Below are 19,318 nucleotides of genomic sequence, written 5' to 3'. Positions count from 1 at the left end.
TGCGATGAAGTTTGTCGATGAATTTCGCGATCCGGCGCTGGCAACCAGTTTGCTGGCGCGCATTCAGAGCGTAATGCAAACGCTGCCTTACAATGCACAAAAGCCGCTGCAACTGATGGAAGTGTGCGGCGGCCATACCCATGCCATCTTCAAGTTCGGTTTGGATCAGATCCTGCCTGACAGCATCGAGTTTGTGCACGGGCCGGGCTGTCCGGTGTGCGTGCTGCCGATGGCGCGTATTGATGCTTGTATCGATATCGCCGAGCGCGATAACGTGATTTTCTGCACCTTCGGCGATGCCATGCGCGTCCCTGGGCGGCGCGGCGCACTGCGCGACGCCAAAACCCGTGGCGCGGATATCCGTATCGTGTATTCGCCACTCGATGCATTGGCAATCGCGCGTGATAATCCCCATAAGCACGTGGTCTTTTTTGCTCTCGGCTTTGAAACCACCATGCCAAGTACCGCGCTGACGGTGCAGCAAGCGCGTCGCGAGGGGTTGAGTAACTTCAGCATCTTCTGCCAGCACATCACCATCATCCCAACATTGCGAACTTTGCTGCAACAACCGGACGTGCGCATTGATGGCTTCCTCGCGCCGGGCCATGTCAGTATGGTGATCGGTGCTGAGCCGTACCGTTTTATTTGCGATGAGTTCGCAAAACCGTTGGTGATCACCGGTTTTGAGCCGTTAGATATCTTGCAGTCGATCTTAATGCTGGTGGAGCAAGTGGCTGAAGGCGTGGCGCGGGTCGATAACCAATATCGACGCATCGTGCCAGACGCTGGCAACAATCTTGCTCTCAGCGCGATGGATGACGTCTTTATCCTGCGCCCAAGCAGTGAGTGGCGGGGGCTGGGGGAAATTGAACACTCCGGCGTGATGTTAAGTGATGCCTATGCTGATTTTGACGCCGAGCGGATCTTCCAGCCACAGGTAGGCGCTGCCGCTGATGACCCACGTGCCCGTTGTGGCGATGTGCTGACTGGCCGATGCAAACCGGCAGATTGCCCACTGTTTGGCAGCGGTTGTAATCCACAAAACGCATTTGGTGCGCTGATGGTGTCTTCGGAAGGGGCGTGCGCCGCCTACTACCAATACCGCCGTCAGGCATGATAATCAGAACCTTTTTTAAGCGATAAACAACAAATCGAGATAACCATGAGTACACAGCGCCAAGACGTGGTAACACTGGCTCACGGCAGTGGTGGCGAAGCGATGCAAACCCTGATCCGCGATCTGTTTATGCAGGCTTTTGCCAACCCGATGCTCACGCGCCAAGAAGATCAGGCGCGGATCCCGCTCGCTGAACTGGCCGCAACCGGCGATCGGTTAGCGTTCAGCACTGATAGCTTCGTGGTCGACCCGATTTTCTTCCCTGGGGGAGATATCGGTAAACTGGCAGTCTGCGGTACGGTGAACGATGTTGCTGTCGGCGGCGCTATCCCGAAATACCTCTCTTGTGGCTTTATTCTCGAAGAGGGGCTGCCACTGACAGATTTAGAGCGTGTGGTTCGCTCGATGGCCGCTGCTGCTGCAGACGCGGGCGTACAGATTGTCACGGGCGATACCAAAGTGGTGCATCGTGGCGCTGCCGATAAGATTTTCATCAATACCGCGGGTATTGGCGTGATCCCTCCATCGGTGCAGTGGGGCTGTGACCAAATTCGCGTTGGTGATCGAATTATTGTGAGCGGTACTTTGGGCGACCACGGTGCCACCATCTTGAATTTGCGTGAGCAAATGGGGCTAGATGCCGATCTGCAAAGTGATTGTGCGCCGCTCAATGGCATGATTGCCGCGTTGCATCCGATCTCGGGGGTTCGCACCTTGCGCGATGCGACCCGTGGCGGCGTGACTGCGGTGTTGCACGAGTTTGCGCAGGCTAGCGGTTGCGGCATGATGATTGCTGAATCGGTATTACCGGTGCAACCGGTGGTGCGCGGTGTTTGCGAGCTGTTGGGGCTCGATCCGCTCAATTTTGCCAATGAAGGGAAACTGGTGCTGATTGTGGCCGAAGAGGCTGAAGAAGCCGTGTTGGAGTGCTTGCGTGCCCATCCGTTGGGTCGTCATGCCACCTGTATTGGCTCAGTCACCGAAAATCGGCAAGTGAAAGTGATGGGTGCGTTTGGCGCAGCGCGTCTGCTCGATTTGCCGCACAGCGAGCCATTACCGCGCATTTGCTAACGTCCTAACAGTTAAAGAAAACGCTAAAGCAAAACTAAAACAAAGCGAAAGCAGAGATAAAAAATAGAGATAAAGGGACAAGCCGCTGTTTGTGATAAAACGGCGGCTTTTTCATGTATGCAATTCGTTCATGACTTGTTTACTCGGTAACGCAAAGTGAAATTCCTAAAAAAACAAACAAAAGAAATCTCAAAATAGAGCAATATCAAAAGGGATAGGGAGCCGTAAGACAAATAAAACAGAGGAAGGATAACAGCGAAAAAAGTAAAGCGGAAATGGATAGGGCGAAGCGAATCAACTAGATATAACGCTAAAGTAAATAGCGTCAGTAGTTATTAATAATAGTTATCAATAATACTGGCGCTGCAGTGATTGCGGCTCATTATCAAATGGTGGCAATTGCCATCACCGTGATACCGACAATGATGGATAGAACATAACGTTCAAGAGGAAGATTTATTATCCGGTGAAGCAGGTTTTTGCTCGTTTAACCCTGGCATCTCCATATGTGCGCTGTTCTCGTTCTGACCACTCAGTGCACGTTTGAAATCGCGTACCGCACCGCCCAGATCACGACCCACATTACGCAGGTTTTTGGTGCCGAACACCAATACGACAATCAGGCCGATCAGTAAGAGCTCCTGAATTCCGATTCCGCTTAATCCCATGATTATTATCTCCGGTTAAATAAACCGTCCCGATAATAGCCACGAATGAATCGTTACCGCAAACCCTTTTTAGACTGCCAATTGTTTCATATCTTTAATGGTATGAGAAAGGTGGTCGTTAATTTTTATCGTGCATTGACTCGCGCAATAAAATAACGACCACCTAATTTAGATTTTAAGCGGGTAGCATTAAATTCTAAATTGCAGGGTCAGTTTCTGCAGATTATTGGCCAAGGCACTTAAATCTTCACAGGCTTTAGCGGTTTGGTTCGAGCCTTCCACTATCTCAAAACTGACGTCATTAATATTGCTGATATTAATATTCAGCCCTTCAGATACGGCATTTTGCTCTTCCGTGGCGCTCGCAATTTGGGTGTTCATGTCATTAATGAGCAGAATATTTTCGCTCATCCGATTAATGATATTGCCAGAGTTCTGCACCTGCATCACGCCTTCATTCATCCGCGTTGAGCTGGTGACCATTGCGCTTTCCGCGGCGTTGGCTTTTTGCTGCAGATTTTCAATGATCGCATTGATCTCTGTGGTGGACTCTTGGGTGCGATGGGCGAGAGTACGCACCTCATCAGCAACCACCGCAAAGCCACGACCTTGTTCACCGGCACGCGCCGCTTCGATGGCCGCATTCAGCGCCAGCAAGTTGGTCTGATCGGCAATTCCGCGGATCACATCAATCACCACACCGATGCGCGAGCTTTCTTGCTCCAGCTCATGCACGACTTGACCAGCTTGCTGCACATCCACAGACACTTGCTCGATAGTTTCGATGGTCGCTTTGATGATATTGCGGCCTGATTCCGCTTCTGAGGCGGCATTTTTGACCGCATTCGCCGCTTCTTCGGCATTGCGCGACATATCATTGGCCGTCGATTGCATCTGGTTCATGGCGGTGGCCAGTTGTCCCAGCTGATCTTGCTGGTTTTGCATCCCAGAGTTGGATTGCAAAGATACCGCGCTCACTTCTTCGGCGGCGCTACTGAGCTGCGAAGTGCTGGTGGCGATATCGGTGATGATATGGTGCAGATTCAAACGCATCTGCTCGATTTCACGCGCTAACATGCCCAGTTCATTGCGGCTTTTGTCGATGTGCGGCTCCGCCAGATTCTTGCTAGAGATTTTGTGCGCCGTTGCTAATAGCTGTTGCAGCTGTTGCGTCAGCTGACTGCTGACTAACCATGCCAGCGCAACACCGACCACGCTGAACAGCGTCACCAGCACCAGACGGAGCAGTGACATGCTCTGCTGCTGCTCCAGATTCTTCTCGGCGACCATATAGCCGCGCTCACCAATAAACTGCGACATCGCAACCAGATTCTGGTTGATCTCCGCGCCTAGGCTATCGGTATCCTTGTCCGCTTGCATATAAGCATCAATGCCATTACGGATATTTTTCAGGGCGGTTTCATAACGGGTTGCCAGCGTCACGATCTCTTCGGTTCGTTTATCGTAGCGGCTGTATGGAGTCAGTTTTTTCAGGGCAGAGGTCAGGAAGTTGATGGATTTATCCAATTCACCAACACGCAGACCTGTTTGGAAAGAGTTGAAATAGATCCGCGTTTTGGCGATATCGGTCATCGCATCAATCAAAATATTACGATACTCATGGCCAAACTGGGCAGAAGAGACATACACCAGATAATCATCAAATTTGGCCCCAGAGCCGGTGACGCCGTAACGCACCTGATCATCAATCGTGTAGTGATATTGCACCATGCTGCGCGCCGCTTTGTTGTAATCGCTCAGCACGCTTTTCAGTTTGTAGCCGGCATCGGTGACCGGTTGATATTGGTCAGCAGATTTCAGCATGGCATCTAACGCATTTTCAGCATTTTTAGCGGCATTCAGATCGCGCAATTTGGCAATCGAGTTCAACAGTGCCAGACGGGCTTGCCAAATTTTAATGTTCAGATCGATAGATTGCTGGTTGGTTTTTTCATCCTGCTCGATTTGCGCGGTCAAGATAGTTTGCTGGTGGGACTGGTAACTAAAAAAACCGACAATCATACTGACGGTAAGTAGCCCGACTAATGCTGCCGGTAGGATAACGGAGATCCGAAAGGGAATATTTTTTATACTGAAAAGCATGGAGTACATCTCGATTAAGGGTAGCGGGAAAATTCATACTTTTTTACATCTACCTTATGTCGACGCGATTCCAAATTTATAAAACCGATAAATTTTATATGACAATAACCTGTGATCTAACGATATGCACTGATGATATTTTTGCATGATGTTCAATAAAATCTGCAGGTTACCGAATCTAAATCGCTGAATAATTAACTGTGAGAGGTAACGCTGATGCAGGAGATGAAAGAACAGTCTTGGTTGAAAAAAATACCACCCGTAATCGGGCTGATCCTGATTATTGATGTGCTTTGTATTGTGCTGTTTATGTTTAACTACTTAGGCGCAGGTGCATTAACCCGCTATGGCCTGCTACCGCGCAGTGAGCCGTTATTCATGCCACTGCTGCTCGCGCCGCTTCTGCATGGCTCTTGGGCTCATCTGTGGGCGAATCTGCTGCCGTTTACACTGCTTTCATGGCTGGCCAGCCGTTACGGCAGCCGTGAATACATCTTGTTGCTGTTGGTGGTTTGGTTTGGCGGTGGCCTGTTGCTCTGGTGTATTGGTCGTCCGGCTTACCATATCGGCTTGAGCGGCGTGATTTACGGTTTGTGGGCCTATCTGCTGGTGTATGCCTTAATGCATCGCAGCTTTAAAGCCTTGGCTATTGGGGCCGTGGTATTGGTGCTGTACGCCGTGATGTGGCAAGGGCTGATCCCCAGTCAACTGTCAGGGCAATGGCATGTCAGCGTTGAAGGGCATCTATCCGGCGCACTGGTGGGTGGTTTGTATGCCTACTTTTGTGCGCGCAGGCATAAAAAGCGTGAGAGTGAAGCTCGTGCGGTGCAGTAACACCTACACTTGAGGTGTAGGCTCAATCATGAATTATTGTTGTGTCTGTGTATAGAAAGGAGGGAAAAATCGGGGAAGCAAACGCTACGTGCACCGTGTTGTAAAGTGGCCTAAATGTATGTAGATGTAACGGAATTTAACTCAGACATACTTTCCGGCAAACGTAAGCTTTAGTTGCCATAGCGAGTCTGCTGTTCGGTTGCTTTCCTCAGTGAAGAGGGCGTAAATAGAAGACGTACCACAACATTGGAGAGTTATTATGAGTCACGAACAGAAGAAAAAGCCGCAGAAAACTCTACAAGAACGCAGAGCTGAAAAACGGGAAAAACGTCATCCGCACGAAGAGCACAGTGATGCGGCCAAGTAAGTTCATACAACGTTAATTTTCTCATCAGTCAACCCGCCTTATTGGCGGGTTTTTTTATGCCTGTTTTGCCTTCGCGCTGGCGAAAAAGTAGTCAGTGTTTTTTTCTTAAGAAAGCAGTTAACAAGAGAATTTGAATCTGATAAGGGCGCCGAAAGAACTTTCAGACAGGGATCGATAATTTGAATGTGAAAGAATCGGTCGCTGAAAAAACTTGATCTAGATCAATACAATCTTGTGGCTGATCTCGCCTAATACACCACATCTTGTATGTCGTGCTATCATACAATCAATATTTAGTGGTTTGGTTAGTGATAGCGCCTAGCGGAGGAATCTCAGTGAAGCCGGTTGTGATTAAGCGTGACGGGTGCCGTGTACCGTTCGACGGAAATTTGATTAAGAATGCTGTTCTCAGTGCTGCTCGCACTGTGGAGGCTATGGAACCCGCTTATGCTGAAGCCGTTGCACAAGCTGTAGAAGATTCCCTGCAAGGTATGACCGAGGTTGACATTCGGACTATCCAGAATGTGGTTGAAAACCAACTGATGTCCGGTCCACATAAAGCGGTGGCTCGTGCATACATTGAGTATCGCCATGATCGCGATATCGCGCGTGAGAAATCCAGCCGTCTGAACAACGAAATTCGTGGCCTGATTGAGCAGAGCAACGCCGCGCTGCTGAACGAAAACGCCAACAAAGACAGCAAGGTGATCCCGACTCAGCGTGATTTGCTGGCGGGGATTGTTGCAAAACATTACGCTCTGCAACATTTGCTGCCACGTGATGTGGCGCAGGCGCACGAGCGTGGCGAGCTGCATTACCACGATCTGGATTACTCCCCGTTCTTCCCAATGTTCAACTGTATGCTGATTGATCTCAAAGGCATGTTGACCCACGGCTTCAAGATGGGTAACGCCGAGATTGATACGCCAAAATCGATTTCAACCGCCACAGCGGTAACCGCGCAGATCATTGCGCAGGTAGCGAGCCATATCTATGGTGGTACTACCATCAACCGTATCGATGAAATTCTGGCACCGTATGTCAAAGCCAGCTATGACAAGCATCATGCTGTTGCGGTTGAGTGGGGCATTACTGATCCAGAAGCTTTTGCCTCAGCACGTACCGAAAAAGAGTGTTATGACGCCTTCCAATCTCTGGAATATGAAGTCAACACGCTGCACACCGCGAACGGTCAAACGCCGTTTGTGACTTTCGGTTTTGGTCTGGGCACCTCTTGGGAATCCCGCTTGATCCAGCAGTCGATCCTGAAAAACCGGATTGCCGGTCTGGGCAAAAAGTGCAAAACCGCGGTATTCCCGAAACTGGTGTTTGCGGTAAAAGATGGCCTGAACCACAAAAAAGGCGATCCAAACTACGATATCAAACAGCTGGCGCTGGAGTGTGCAACGAAGCGCATGTACCCAGATATCCTGAACTACGATCAAGTTGTGAAAGTCACCGGCTCGTTTAAGACCCCGATGGGTTGCCGTAGCTTCCTCGGTACTTACGAAGAAGATGGCGAGCTGATCCATGATGGTCGTAACAACTTGGGTGTGGTTAGTCTGAACCTGCCGCGCATTGCGTTGGAAGCGGGTAATGACGAAGAGGCGTTCTTCCGTCTGTTGGATGATCGTCTGGATCTGGCGAGAAAAGCGCTGCAGACTCGCATCAGCCGTCTGGAAGGGGTTAAAGCCCGTGTTGCACCAATCCTGTATATGGAAGGGGCATGTGGCGTACGCCTGAAGGCCGATGACAGCGTTAGCGAGATCTTCAAAAACGGTCGAGCTTCAGTGTCTTTGGGTTATATCGGTCTGCATGAAACTATTAATGCGCTGTATGGCACCGAAACCCACGTGTACGACTCCGAAGCGCTGCGCGCCAAAGCCATCGCTATCGTACAGCGTCTGCGTGATGCCACTGATGCATGGAAAAAAGAAACGGGCTACGGTTTTAGCCTGTACAGCACCCCGAGTGAGAACCTGTGCAGCCGTTTCTGCAAAATTGACACCAAAGATTTCGGTGTGGTGGCTGGCGTGACCGACAAAGGTTACTACACCAACAGCTTCCACTTGGATGTCGAAAAGCAGGTGAACCCGTACGACAAGCTGGATTTCGAAATGCCGTATCCGGCCATCGCCAACGGCGGTTTTATTTGCTACGGCGAATATCCGAACATGCAGCATAACGTTGAAGCGTTGGAAGATGTGTGGGATTACAGCTACAGCCGCGTGCCGTATTACGGTACCAACACGCCAATCGATGAGTGCTACGAGTGTGGTTTCACCGGTGAGTTTGAATGTACCAGTAAGGGCTTTACCTGCCCACGCTGTGGCAACCATGAGCCGACCAAAGTGTCTGTAACTCGCCGCGTGTGTGGTTATTTGGGCAGCCCTGATGCGCGTCCGTTTAACCACGGCAAGCAAGAAGAAGTGAAGCGTCGGGTTAAGCACCTGTAATCGACAGACTGCCACGACACACTCCTTCTATCGCCACAAAAACGGCGATAGCGGTAAAAAGCAGTAAAATTGTCGTAGCGGTCAATTCAATATCAACACCGGTGATGCATTGCCCGTTGGGCAGGGTATCCCGGTGTTATTTTTGCCATCGGAAGGCCGCCAACAGCGCCGAGCGCTGGGCATCAACGGCAAATTCAATCGGCAAAGGTTAAAAGAGTAACGTGAACTACCATCAATATTATCCCGTGGACGTGGTTAACGGCCCAGGAACCCGCTGCACGCTGTTTGTGTCTGGCTGTGAGCACCAGTGTCGCGGTTGCTACAACCAATCAACGTGGCGCACGGATTCTGGCCATCCGTTTACGCAGGCGATGGAAGATCAGATCATCGCTGATCTGAACGATCCGCGTATTCGTCGCCGTGGTCTGTCGCTGTCGGGTGGTGACCCATTGCATCCGGCCAACGTCTCGGCAATATTGGCGCTGGTTAAGCGCGTGAAAGCAGAGTGTCCGGGCAAAGATATCTGGCTGTGGACCGGTTACACGCTGGCGGACTTAACTCCCGAGCAGCAAGCGGTGATCCCGTATATCGATGCTTTGGTTGATGGTAAGTTCGTGCAAGAGCAAGCTGACCCAGGTTTGGTCTGGCGTGGCAGCGCCAACCAGATTATTCACCGCTTCAAACTGTAATCTGCCTAAAGCAGGCATTAGCGTGATAGAGCAAACATCGATCACGCTTATCGATAAGGGATGTGCGGCGCTTATAGCTTGCCGCCCGTTCTAAGCGTGCTCGTCTTCATGACTAAAACAGAGGTTGGACGAATTTTAACTAGCCTCTGTTCTTACCGTGCTCTGTGCCCTCGACTTTCTCTGTTGCACCCTCCGACGACCCACCTTTTGATACCAGTTCCAATTTTGTCTTTTTCTTTCCGGAATGCTTAGTCGCTGGATGCTTTATGTACAGCGGGTAGCGATAATCCCAGTGATGATTAGTCTTAGAGGCTATCCCATTAGGGCGATTTTACTTGCCATTTTAGCGTTGACCGAATGGTCGAAACTCTCACGAACGGTGTGTTCGTGCTGGTAGCTAATCTGGTTGCTAATGAAGCTGGCAGTGCGAGTGACATCGACTGGGATAGGCTCTTCGCCGACTTTTAGGCGCGCGGATTTGTGCGCTCTCGGCAGACATGATGGAGGAGAGAAAGATGGACTTGGCCACACCAAACAGAGTCACACCGTCATACACCGGTACCGATATGTCACTGACCGGACAACGTTTATCCGCGCGCGTAACGGTGCCGCATTTACTTCGTGATCCACAACCGCTGCGCTTGACCGCTGATGAAGCCGTGTTCTGTCTGTATCCAGATCCACAGTCGATTCAGTGGTGGCGCGTGCGCGCCGTTGAAACCGGTGAAGAAGGGTGGATCCACGACAGTTTCCTGTACCCACAGCCGGAAAGTGAGGGCATATCGTCAACCACGGTCGACTATTTTGCCCGTGAACTGACCACCACGTGCTGCGAGCGCCTGTTTATTTTGGCCGAATGTGATGGCTGGTACTGGGCGGAAAACCAGTTGGGCGAAAGCGGTTGGCTCCCCGTCAGCAGCGTTGAGCTGGAAGAGTAAGGTCGAGTTGGAAGAATATAATGAGCACAGTGACTCACAGGAGAGACATTATCCCCTGTGAGTAGCTGGCTTGCGTTGGCGGGCGATTCTCAGGTTTTATGGCCGGAGAATTTATCCATACTGTGGTAAATCCCCATACCATGCCCACAGATAAGGTCAAACGCCGCCCGTGGCAACAGACCTTTGATCACCGGCAGTAGGTTAACAATACCCGGCGTGCGGACAAACGCATCACCGCGCAGCATGCCGGCCCACACTTTCTCGACCACCGCCTCTGGTTTTTGAATCGGTGTGAGCAGTGGCGCTTTCACGCCGGCAAACATTCCGGTATCGATATAGCTTGGGGTTACGGTCGTGACTTTGATATTGCGGTAGCCGGCCATCTCCAGCTCCAGTCGCACCGAATCTGACCAACCAATCACCGCCCACTTACTGCCGCAATACACAGACATTTTCGGATTGGAAACCATCCCCGCGGCTGAGGCAATATTGACGATCCGGCCTTCGCCTTTTTCGAGCATGCCGGGCAGAAATTCACGGCAAATATGCATCAAGGCGTTGGTGTTGATCGCCAAGGTTTGGTTAATTTCGCGGTGCGAGTGCTCCCAGAACGGTTTACCGACAATGATCCCCGCATTGTTGAACAGAATATCAACGCCACCAAATTGGTTAATCACATCTTGCGCCGATGCTTGTATCGCATTGAGATTACTCACATCCACCACATGATGCAGTACAGTGTGGCCTTCTGCTGCGAAATCATCGGCGGTCGCGTTAAGGGCGGCCTCATTGATATCCCACAGCACCAGTTTGGCGCCGTGGGCGGCTGCTTTACGGGCAAACAGTAACCCTAAGCCGCGCGCTGCCCCTGTGATTAACACCACCTTATTGCGAATATCCATACCTTTCTCCTTTTGAAAAAGGATGTCTCGATTCTGCCGACATCAATATTAAAATATTGATCCTGACGTGTATTCTCAGTCTCGCGTCTTCAGTTAAACTTTTATAGTGTTAATATCAATCTTAGTCAAAAAACGATTACCTTGTTTATATAAAGTCCACCATAATTAATCTGATATAACTCATGAAGGAATAAAATGAGTGCTATATACATAAAAAGAACACATAGCCTGGGGATGGAAAAAGCCAGAAATATCAGCCAGACCGTGGCCGAAGAAATTGCCGGTAAATATCAGATTAGCTGGCAATGGCGTGAGCAGGATCTGATATTTCGTCATCCGGGCGCATCGGGTTACCTCAAGTTGTCCGATGATTCGGTTGTGATCAATATTCGCTTGGGGCTGTTTTATTTACCGTTTGCTGACAGCATTCAACGTGGGATAGAGCAGCAATTAGAGGCCTGTTTTAATTCGCGCTAGGTTGGTTAATGCGAGGTTCATTAACGCTAAGCTCCCTAAGCTTTGGGTTTCGAGTAATCAATATTGGCGAAATGGTTAAAACGGCTCTTGATTTCACGTTTTTCACTGTAATTTCGCCAATATTTTTCATCTGACGATGAATGCGACATATTTTGATGCAGATCATGCTTTTTCGGCCTGTTTAGAATGTTTCTTCTAATTGACTTGCGTACGCTTAAATCAGAGCAAGAGCTCTGACCAGTACAACGGGAATAAAGGCAGTCATTAGGAGGCGTGTATGTTAAAGCGTATTTTAAATATCGGTTTTGCCAAAGACGAAGCAGGCAATGCCAATGAGCAGGAAGCGGTTGCCCGTAAAATCTGGCTGGCAGGTTTAGGTGCCTATGCGAAGAGCATGCAAGAAGTCACGTCGCTGTCTGAGAAAGGGCGTTGCATGTTTGACGAGCTGGTTTTCCGCGGCCGCGAAGTTGAAGCTCAGACCAAAGAGCGTGTGGAGAAAACCGCAGAGCAAACTCGCAGTGCGATGCAGCAGCAACTGCATTACCAAGTGCAGCGTTTTACCGGTCTGGAAGTGTCTGTACTGCAAGGTATGGAAGAGAAACTGGATCGTCTGACTGAAGTGATCGCCGCGCTGGAAGCTCAGCAGGCTGCGCAGGAAACTGCTGACGTGAAAGCGGAGAAAGATCCTGCCAAAGAGGTGGTGAAAGAGACGGTGAAAGAAGAGCATGCTGATGCCAAAACGGCGGCAGCCAAGCGCGTAGTTGGTAAAGTACCAGAAACTCCGGTGAAATAAGGTCTGAGCGTGTACCGGCCTGCCCGGCGCAGGTTCTGCACAGGAGGTTATCATGGAACACTATGTTGCACACAATGCTCCGGCTGAGTCTGATGCTGAGGATGACCTGTTGGCCCGTAATATCTGGTTAGCTGGGCTGGGCGTTTACAGCATGAGCTTACAGGAGGCGCAGTCTCTGGACGGTAAAGCCGAAAGCATGTTTGAGAAGTTGGTCGATTTGGGGCGTGATGTTGAGCAGAAAACACGCCAGCAAGTGGATGACACGCTCGCCAGCAGTGTGGCGGTCGAACAGCGGGTACAGAATCTGTTTACCCGCCTGAGCGGGGTTGATCCTGCCCAGTTAACATCTTTGGATGACAAACTGGCGGCATTGACCGAGCGTGTAGAGAAGCTGGCGGCGGCGCGTAAATAATGCCGATGTTCCTGCCTGATCGACGCATGATTGGTGGCGTGACAGCGGTTTAACCTGAACGTGGTTTCAGTGGGTTAAATACAAAGGTTAATGTCGCGCCACACATGCTGTTCATCAGCACACTAAGCACCAACAAAAGCACTAAGATTAGCACTAAGAGAAGTATCAAAGTACAAGACGTGAAAGGGTAACGGCTCAGGTACGAGCCTACAGGGCGAAAACCCAGTCATCTACAGGACTACAGCAGTACGCGCAGTACAGGCAGTAAAGGAGGCTTTTTCATGGCGACACTCTCATTACTCGACTTGGGTTTTGTCGTGTTTGAAAACAATACTACGCCCTTGCACATTTCAGGTCTGATGATTGTCAGCCCTCCGGCTGAACAATCGGATTATGCGGCTCATCTTCACCAATCAATGCTACGTGGTGGGCCGGTGCAAAGCCCGTTTGACCGGGTTTTAGATCTGGGGCTGACACACTTACCCCGTTGGCAGGCCGCGAAATATGTGGATCTGTCCTACCATATCCGGCGCTCCAGCTTGCCTGAGCCCGGCGATCATTATCAGCTGTTGGAGCTGGTATCCCGTATTCATAGCTACGTGCTGGATCGCAGTCGTCCCTTATGGGAAGTCTGGATTATTGATGGCCTGAAAGATGGCAAAGTGGCGGTACTGTTCAAGCTGCATCATTCGTTGGCCGACGGTGTTCGTGCGTCCAAATTGTTTATGCGTAGCTGTCAAACTGATCCGACACAAACTGAATTTGTTCCGTTCTGGGCGACCACCGAACAACCGGATGTCACCGAACGTCAGCAACATAAACAGGCGCTGTTGCAAAGCCTGCTTGACCCTGATTTATGGCTGAAGCAATCCAAAGCATCACTGGGGCTGCTCAAGCTGTGCTCCGGATTTTTACGCGCCAATGCCGGCAGTGGATTGGGGCTGAAAATGCCGTTTACCGCGCCGCATACGCCGTTTAACCTCAGCCCAGAGCGAGCTCGGCGGGTGACGTTGGTTAGCTTACCGCAGCATCGCTTTAACCAAATCGCCAAACTCACAGGCGTGACCATGAATGATGTGGTGCTGACGGTGTGCGATATGGCGCTGCATCGTTATCTGCAGGCGCATAACTGGAAAGAGCAAAAACCGCTGGTGGCATTGATGCCGCTCAATTTGCGACATGGTGCCGGTAATGAAACGGGGGTCACCAATAAAATGACCCTTGGATTGGTCGAGATGGGGCGCAGTGATGATCCGCCGCTGCGCCGTTTGCACTCCGTGCGTAACTCGACGGAAGGTATCAAGTATCAGGCCTTAGAGCTGCACCCAGACGCTTATTATCAGTATGCGATTTTGGTCAATGCGCTCTCGTTGCTGTCAGGCCGGTTAGGGCTCAATCACTACTTGCCGCCTGCGACCAACATGCTGATCTCTAACGTGCCAGGGGTGAAGGAAACCCTCTATTTCTGCGGTGCCAAGGTGGAGGATGTCTATCCGCTGTCGCTGCTGTTACCGGGGCAAACCCTGAACATCACTTTGCTCAGCTATGCCGGTCATCTCAATTTTGGTTTCGTGTGTTGCCGACGTTCGCTACCGGGCTTTGATGTGATTGGGCAGTACCTGAAAGAATCGCTGGCGGCGCTGGAGCAGGCGACCTTAAGTGAAGTGGCCAAAGTGGTCCGGCAAAAGGCGGTGGAGTTTCCTGTCGAGTGATAAACCGCTCACCAAGGAGTGAACATGCCAAGCTGGAGTTCGAAAGCGCTGAATAAACTGCTGGCACAGGCAATGCGCGCCCGCCTGCAACGCTGCGATAACGTGGCCGAGCTGCGGGCAGTGATCAGTGGGCTAGATAACATGAGCCATTATGTGTCTAGCCCAGCCTCGTTAGAGGCGATCCCTGATACCATTAACGGGGTGCCTTGTGACTGGATCACCACCGGTCAGCCGGTAGGTCAAACCGTGTTGCTGTTTTTCCACGGCGGCGGTTTTTGTCTGAAAGCCTCGGCATTGCATTTCTCGTTACTCGGTAAACTGGCGGAAGTCTGCCATGCGCGCGGCATCATGGTGGATTACCGCTTATCCCCCGAGTTTCCTTATCCGGCAGCAGTTGAAGACTGTTTTCAGGTTTACCGTGGCTTGCTTGAGCAGGGGATTTTGCCATCCCAAATTATTTTGGCCGGGGATTCCGCGGGCGGGAATTTGGTGCTGACAACCTTATTGCAAATTCGCGAACACAATATGGCGCAACCGGCATGTGGGATCTTGTTCTCTCCCGCAACTGATATGGCGCTTAATAGCCCCTCAGCGTTTTTCATGCGTAACGAAGACCCATTTTTCGACTTAGGCTCGTTATTGCTGATGCGAAATAGCTATTTGCAGGGAAAATTGCCTTGTGAGCCGCTGATTTCGCCGGTGTATGCTGATTTGCATCAGTTAGCACCGATGATGATTCATGTCGGCTCACTGGAAATCTTGATGGATGACTCAGTGCGTGTAGCGGCGCGCGTGCGTGAACAGCGTGGGGTGGTGGATTTAACCGTCTGGCCGGGAATGCCGCATGTGTTCCCGCTATTTCAGTTGCTACCTGAGTCTCAAGAGGCGATGAATCGGTGCGCGGCATTTGCTGCCGCACACCTTCAACGAGCGTCTGCCGAGCATGCGCGAGCGGCCGACAAAGAAAGATAAGGGGTCAGAACGGCGGTCAGCCGTCTGATCCCGGTTTGAATCAGTATCTCTTCATCTTCCGCTAACCATTCGCTCTGTGCTGGGCTGCTGGCTTCTGGCGGGGCGTCTTTGCTCATGTCGGTGACGGTGTGATGAGTCAGATGCGGCTCAAAACACAACCAACTTAGCCCCATCAGCACCAGATTATCCGCCAATAATTGCTGCTCATCCTCGTGTAAATACGGGCCAAATCGTGCAATCAAATGATGACTAAACTCCTGCAAACTGCGCAGAACGCGTCGCCATTTGCGCGGTAAGTGAGCCGATACGCCAGCACCTTCTTGCAGGAAAAAGTTTTGATCCCGCAAGATAAAGCGGTAATGACGGCACACCCCAAGCAACGTGTAAAGCAAGGGGAGACAGTCATCCAGCGTTTGCACATCGCTACTGATGTTGCGATTGAGCCGATCAATGGCCAACTGAAATTCAGCCAACAGCGGCAACACCAGCTCTTCTTTGCCGTGGTAATGGTAATAGAGATTACCGGGGCTGATGTTCATTTCCGTAGCGATATCGAGGGTAGTCACCCACGCAACACCGCGCTGGTTGAACAGCAGCAGACTGTGATCCAAAATGCGCTCACGAGTCCCCATAATCAGGCCGTGGTGATATCAGCACTGATCTGCTGTTGCAGATAGCGATATTCAGATTGCATCAAGGCACGGCAATCGCGCACGATATAGTCGGTGACTTTGCCGCCAATAAATGGGATCCCACAGCTGATATCCAGCGTAATTTGGTTCTGACAGCCTTCGGCAGTTGGCGTGATCAGCAAGGAGCCTTCGATGGAAACCGGAATCCCCACTAACTCTACTTTGATGCGGCACTGGTAGTGGTTTTCCTGCAGTTGCCATTGTTCATATTGCTGTAGGCGATTGCTGTCCCCCAGCACGCTACGCAGCATTGCTGGGGCGTTGTTTTTCATGTCACGGCTGGTGGCGATAGTGACACTGTCACCGTCAACCTCGTGGTCCATGACGCGTACTTTGTCTGCTTTCAGCCCTTGATATTTTGCGACGACACGCTCGGGATCAGTAAAGTACGGCAGTAGCTGTTCTGGTGAGCAGGCATAAACATGGGTTTCGTTCAGTTTCATGTTCTGTTCCTTATTGTTTTACAGAGTGTTTTTTTACTGATTGTTGTTTTACTCAGTCTGTTCAGGTCCTTTAAAGGCCGGTTTCCCGGCCATCAGAAATGAATACCACGTAGCATGGCCGCAAAGGCGATCATCTCTTGTTGCTGATTTTTATCGGGCAGCTCGCCGCCTTTATCGGCTGAATCGGGGAACATGCGAAACGCGATGTTCATGATCACTTCCGCCATGCGCGGCGACAGCGAGTGGATGACCGCGCCAAAAATGCCCAGTTTGGTCGCGATGCGTTTTGGCTTGTGTACGATGGCATCGACCACCATGTTGGCTGCATCCTCTGGAGTGAGGGTCGGCACGGTGTCGTAAATCCGTGTTGGCGCGATCATCGGCGTTTTCACCAGTGGCATGTTAATGGTGGTAAAACGCACCCCACGGTCGGAATACTCGGATGCCGCGCAGCGGCAGAACGACTCCAGCGCCGCTTTCGATGCCACATAAGCACTAAAGCGTGGCGAGTTGGTCAGTACGCCAATCGAGGAAATGTTGATAATGTGGCCATTGCGCTGCTCATCCATTTTCGGCAGGCAACCGAGAATCAAACGTAACGCGCCAAAGTAGTTAATCGCCATGGTGCGCTCAAAATCGTGGAAACGATCATAAGAGTCCGCCACCGAGCGACGAATCGAGCGTCCTGCGTTGTTAATCAGCACATCCACTTTATGATGCTCTTCGTGAATACGCTGGATCAGCGCATCACAGGCGGCAGAATCGGACAAATCGCAGATATAGCAAGTCGCGCGGCCACCCGCTTGCTCTACGGCGGCACGAGCTTCCTCTAACTGTTCGGCTTTACGCGCTACCAGCAACAAATGGGCTCCGGTTGGTGCTAACCGAATGGCAGTCGCCAAACCAATCCCTGAGCTACCGCCGGTGAGCAGCACCACTTTGTTATGCAGCTGTTCGTGCAGAATTTGGTCGATAAACAGATCGGGGTCGAGGTTACGCTCCCAATAATCCCAGATTTGCGGTGCGTAGCTATCCAGAGAAGGACAGCGGATCCCCGCTGGCTCCAGCAGCTTTTGTGTGCGGCGGTTATCGAAGCGAGTTGGGTAGTTAATCAGAGATAACGCCGAGGCAGGAATGCCGTACTCCGCCAGCAGCAAATGACTGATGCGCTGTACGGGTGGATAGTTACACAGCATCCCCATCAGATGACCGGGGATCAGATTGAACAGGCGCGAGTTAAAACGCAGCACCATTTTCGGGCCGTGTCCGGCTTCGGAGAAAATATTGAGCACTTCACCGGTACGGAATGGGCGGCTGTCGGTCAAGTGGAAACACTGGCCGTCTAAGTCTGGCAAGTGCGCCAGATGATCCATGGCATTAACCACGAAATCCACCGGCACAATATTGATGCGTCCGCCTTCAATACCGAGTAATGGCATCCAGCTGGGTAGGGCATTGCGGATCCGTTGCAAGAACTTGAAGAAGAAATAGGGCCCGTTTACGCGGTCGGCTTCACCGGTTTTGGAGTGGCCAACCACAATCCCTGGGCGATAAATTCGCCACGGAATACGGCACTCTTCGCGCACAGCTCGCTCGGCCAGATGTTTGGTCAGAAAATAGGGTGAGTCTAGATGTTCGGCTTGATCAAACATGGTTTCATCAAAGCAGCCACGGTACAGGCCAGCCGCAGCAATCGAACTGGTATGGTGGAAGCAACCGGCTTTGAGTTTCTCGGCGCAGGCAATTGCGTTACGAGTGCCGGCCACATTAGCGTCAATCTGAACTTCGGTTTTGGCATCCAGATCGTACAGCGCCGCGAGATGGAAGAAATGGGTGATTTTTCCTTGCAGCACTTGCACCTGTTCGGCGCTCAAACCCAAGAGCGGCTCGGTGATATCGCCATAAACCGCGTGGATGCGTTCATGGGCGATATTCAGATTAGCGGCGGTTTGCTGTAATTTTTCTGCTGCCGCTTCCGAACGCACCAGACAATATAAATTACCGTTACGGTGAGCAAGTTTTTCCAGCAAAAAGCGGCCGATAAAACCTGTAGCGCCGGTAATAAAGTAACCCATGCTTCTCTCCTTAGAATACCAGGCTATTTGAATGGAAGTCCTTCCATTAATTACTCAGCATGACCGGGCTGTTATGACCTGTCTGAACAGGTTGTGTGGGAAGATTCAGAATGCCTGAATACCTCTTTACCGGCATAACAGTCAGCCACCAAAAATAATATTCAGGAACGCTGATGTTATTTTGATGTTACATCGCATTCTAGAATAAAGGCAATTGATAGCCGTCAAGAAATGCGAAAAAGATATTTTAAACAGCGACATAAAGTGATGGCTCTGAAATAGTTATCTTGTGATTGTTGTTTTTAGAATAAATACACGCCAGCAAGCTGGTATGACCTGTTGTTTTTGCTAAAACGGCATTTTTAAAGCGAATTATTCTGTGTGAATATGCCTTGCGTGCATATGCGTAAAACGAAAGTGAAAGACTTAATAACTGATAAATGAACGCGAGGGGGAAATGCGCGCATTACATTCTATAAATGTGCGATTTAAAATTAATTGTTGAGGGTGTTATAATTAAAAAGAATATGTACTGGTGTTATTGGTAGTGAAAGTGAAATAAACATGCATTTCAGTCAGTTGTGTGAGCGTTATTTT

17 protein-coding genes are annotated in these 19,318 nt (G+C 50.7%); 11 read left to right on the top strand and 6 right to left on the bottom strand.

Annotation, left to right across the window (positions count from 1 at the left end):
* Positions 1-4: 4 nt before the first annotated feature.
* Together hypD and hypE are read left to right on the top strand one after the other, a co-directional pair.
* Complete coding sequence (hypD, locus tag NCTC9997_RS07835; RefSeq protein ID WP_064978474.1) at positions 5-1,117, top strand: hydrogenase formation protein HypD; 1,113 nt, start codon at positions 5-7, stop codon at positions 1,115-1,117.
* A 45-nt stretch (positions 1,118-1,162) separates the two neighbouring features.
* Positions 1,163-2,188, top strand: coding sequence for a hydrogenase expression/formation protein HypE (gene hypE / locus NCTC9997_RS07830; protein ID WP_064977771.1), 1,026 nt, complete (start codon positions 1,163-1,165; stop codon positions 2,186-2,188).
* 443 nt (positions 2,189-2,631) lie between these two features.
* Here hypE and tatA read toward each other — a convergent pair whose 3' ends face one another.
* Entirely contained in the window at positions 2,632-2,856 is a 225-nt protein-coding gene (tatA, locus tag NCTC9997_RS07825; RefSeq protein ID WP_039044757.1) for a twin-arginine translocase TatA/TatE family subunit, read from the bottom strand.
* Between the two features lie 189 nt (positions 2,857-3,045).
* The gene (locus NCTC9997_RS07820; protein WP_167550132.1) at positions 3,046-4,959 is read right to left on the bottom strand and encodes a methyl-accepting chemotaxis protein; all 1,914 of its coding nucleotides are present in this window, start codon (positions 4,957-4,959) and stop codon (positions 3,046-3,048) included.
* Positions 4,960-5,175: 216 nt separating this feature from the next.
* Here NCTC9997_RS07820 and NCTC9997_RS07815 point away from each other — a divergent pair, with 216 nt between their 5' ends.
* From NCTC9997_RS07815 to NCTC9997_RS07800, 4 genes are all read left to right on the top strand, one after another.
* The gene (locus NCTC9997_RS07815; RefSeq protein ID WP_082935515.1) at positions 5,176-5,793 is read left to right on the top strand and encodes a rhomboid family intramembrane serine protease; all 618 of its coding nucleotides are present in this window, start codon (positions 5,176-5,178) and stop codon (positions 5,791-5,793) included.
* Between the two features lie 702 nt (positions 5,794-6,495).
* Entirely contained in the window at positions 6,496-8,616 is a 2,121-nt protein-coding gene (nrdD, locus tag NCTC9997_RS07810) for an anaerobic ribonucleoside-triphosphate reductase (RefSeq protein ID WP_064977769.1), read from the top strand.
* Between the two features lie 221 nt (positions 8,617-8,837).
* The gene (gene nrdG, locus NCTC9997_RS07805) at positions 8,838-9,305 is read left to right on the top strand and encodes an anaerobic ribonucleoside-triphosphate reductase-activating protein (RefSeq protein WP_064977768.1); all 468 of its coding nucleotides are present in this window, start codon (positions 8,838-8,840) and stop codon (positions 9,303-9,305) included.
* 515 nt (positions 9,306-9,820) lie between these two features.
* The gene (locus tag NCTC9997_RS07800) at positions 9,821-10,243 is read left to right on the top strand and encodes a Myosin-1 (protein ID WP_010863684.1); all 423 of its coding nucleotides are present in this window, start codon (positions 9,821-9,823) and stop codon (positions 10,241-10,243) included.
* Positions 10,244-10,332: 89 nt separating this feature from the next.
* Here NCTC9997_RS07800 and NCTC9997_RS07795 read toward each other — a convergent pair whose 3' ends face one another.
* Entirely contained in the window at positions 10,333-11,145 is an 813-nt protein-coding gene (locus NCTC9997_RS07795) for an SDR family NAD(P)-dependent oxidoreductase (protein WP_064977767.1), read from the bottom strand.
* Between the two features lie 234 nt (positions 11,146-11,379).
* Here NCTC9997_RS07795 and NCTC9997_RS07790 point away from each other — a divergent pair, with 234 nt between their 5' ends.
* The 5 genes from NCTC9997_RS07790 (at position 11,380) to NCTC9997_RS07770 (ending at position 15,511) form a co-directional block, all read left to right on the top strand.
* Positions 11,380-11,622 carry a polyhydroxyalkanoic acid system family protein gene (locus NCTC9997_RS07790; protein ID WP_010863682.1) on the top strand — a complete coding sequence of 81 codons (243 nt, stop codon included), beginning with the start codon at positions 11,380-11,382 and terminating at the stop codon, positions 11,620-11,622.
* Between the two features lie 277 nt (positions 11,623-11,899).
* Positions 11,900-12,415, top strand: coding sequence for a phasin family protein (locus NCTC9997_RS07785; protein ID WP_064977766.1), 516 nt, complete (start codon positions 11,900-11,902; stop codon positions 12,413-12,415).
* Between the two features lie 52 nt (positions 12,416-12,467).
* Complete coding sequence (locus tag NCTC9997_RS07780; protein WP_010863680.1) at positions 12,468-12,827, top strand: phasin family protein; 360 nt, start codon at positions 12,468-12,470, stop codon at positions 12,825-12,827.
* 281 nt (positions 12,828-13,108) lie between these two features.
* On the top strand, positions 13,109-14,539 hold the full coding sequence (locus NCTC9997_RS07775; protein WP_064977765.1) for a wax ester/triacylglycerol synthase family O-acyltransferase: 1,431 nt from the start codon (positions 13,109-13,111) through the stop codon (positions 14,537-14,539).
* 24 nt (positions 14,540-14,563) lie between these two features.
* On the top strand, positions 14,564-15,511 hold the full coding sequence (locus NCTC9997_RS07770; RefSeq protein ID WP_064977764.1) for an alpha/beta hydrolase: 948 nt from the start codon (positions 14,564-14,566) through the stop codon (positions 15,509-15,511).
* Here the strand turns inward: NCTC9997_RS07770 and NCTC9997_RS07765 are convergent.
* The 3 genes from NCTC9997_RS07765 to NCTC9997_RS07755 form a co-directional block, all read right to left on the bottom strand.
* On the bottom strand, positions 15,463-16,143 hold the full coding sequence (locus tag NCTC9997_RS07765; protein WP_052181397.1) for a TetR/AcrR family transcriptional regulator: 681 nt from the start codon (positions 16,141-16,143) through the stop codon (positions 15,463-15,465). The two genes, NCTC9997_RS07770 and NCTC9997_RS07765, sit on opposite strands and share 49 nt — an antisense overlap.
* 2 nt (positions 16,144-16,145) lie before the next feature.
* The gene (locus NCTC9997_RS07760) at positions 16,146-16,646 is read right to left on the bottom strand and encodes a DUF2505 domain-containing protein (RefSeq protein ID WP_064977763.1); all 501 of its coding nucleotides are present in this window, start codon (positions 16,644-16,646) and stop codon (positions 16,146-16,148) included.
* A gap of 92 nt (positions 16,647-16,738) precedes the next feature.
* Positions 16,739-18,721, bottom strand: coding sequence for an SDR family oxidoreductase (locus NCTC9997_RS07755; protein ID WP_064977762.1), 1,983 nt, complete (start codon positions 18,719-18,721; stop codon positions 16,739-16,741).
* Positions 18,722-19,318 lie beyond the last annotated feature (597 nt).

Origin of the sequence: Plesiomonas shigelloides, from assembly GCF_900087055.1 — a bacterium.
In the GTDB taxonomy this organism is placed as follows: domain Bacteria; phylum Pseudomonadota; class Gammaproteobacteria; order Enterobacterales; family CAMTGL01; genus Plesiomonas; species Plesiomonas shigelloides.
Note: the sequence above shows the minus strand (reverse complement) of the source record. Positions and strands in the feature narration are given on the sequence as shown.

What these genes read in the sequence shown, in the direction of transcription:
- NCTC9997_RS07755 (WP_064977762.1), bottom strand. Translation starts at nt 18,721, where the DNA reads ATGGGTTACTTTATTACCGGCGCTACAGGTTTTATCGGCCGCTTTTTG.
- NCTC9997_RS07760 (WP_064977763.1), bottom strand. Translation starts at nt 16,646, where the DNA reads ATGAAACTGAACGAAACCCATGTTTATGCCTGCTCACCAGAACAGCTA.
- NCTC9997_RS07800 (WP_010863684.1), top strand. Translation starts at nt 9,821, where the DNA reads ATGGACTTGGCCACACCAAACAGAGTCACACCGTCATACACCGGTACC.
- NCTC9997_RS07815 (WP_082935515.1), top strand. Translation starts at nt 5,176, where the DNA reads ATGCAGGAGATGAAAGAACAGTCTTGGTTGAAAAAAATACCACCCGTA.
- NCTC9997_RS07780 (WP_010863680.1), top strand. Translation starts at nt 12,468, where the DNA reads ATGGAACACTATGTTGCACACAATGCTCCGGCTGAGTCTGATGCTGAG.
- NCTC9997_RS07770 (WP_064977764.1), top strand. Translation starts at nt 14,564, where the DNA reads ATGCCAAGCTGGAGTTCGAAAGCGCTGAATAAACTGCTGGCACAGGCA.
- NCTC9997_RS07785 (WP_064977766.1), top strand. Translation starts at nt 11,900, where the DNA reads ATGTTAAAGCGTATTTTAAATATCGGTTTTGCCAAAGACGAAGCAGGC.
- hypD (WP_064978474.1), top strand. Translation starts at nt 5, where the DNA reads ATGAAGTTTGTCGATGAATTTCGCGATCCGGCGCTGGCAACCAGTTTG.
- NCTC9997_RS07795 (WP_064977767.1), bottom strand. Translation starts at nt 11,145, where the DNA reads ATGGATATTCGCAATAAGGTGGTGTTAATCACAGGGGCAGCGCGCGGC.
- NCTC9997_RS07775 (WP_064977765.1), top strand. Translation starts at nt 13,109, where the DNA reads ATGGCGACACTCTCATTACTCGACTTGGGTTTTGTCGTGTTTGAAAAC.
- NCTC9997_RS07765 (WP_052181397.1), bottom strand. Translation starts at nt 16,143, where the DNA reads ATGGGGACTCGTGAGCGCATTTTGGATCACAGTCTGCTGCTGTTCAAC.
- tatA (WP_039044757.1), bottom strand. Translation starts at nt 2,856, where the DNA reads ATGGGATTAAGCGGAATCGGAATTCAGGAGCTCTTACTGATCGGCCTG.
- hypE (WP_064977771.1), top strand. Translation starts at nt 1,163, where the DNA reads ATGAGTACACAGCGCCAAGACGTGGTAACACTGGCTCACGGCAGTGGT.
- NCTC9997_RS07820 (WP_167550132.1), bottom strand. Translation starts at nt 4,959, where the DNA reads ATGCTTTTCAGTATAAAAAATATTCCCTTTCGGATCTCCGTTATCCTA.
- NCTC9997_RS07790 (WP_010863682.1), top strand. Translation starts at nt 11,380, where the DNA reads ATGGAAAAAGCCAGAAATATCAGCCAGACCGTGGCCGAAGAAATTGCC.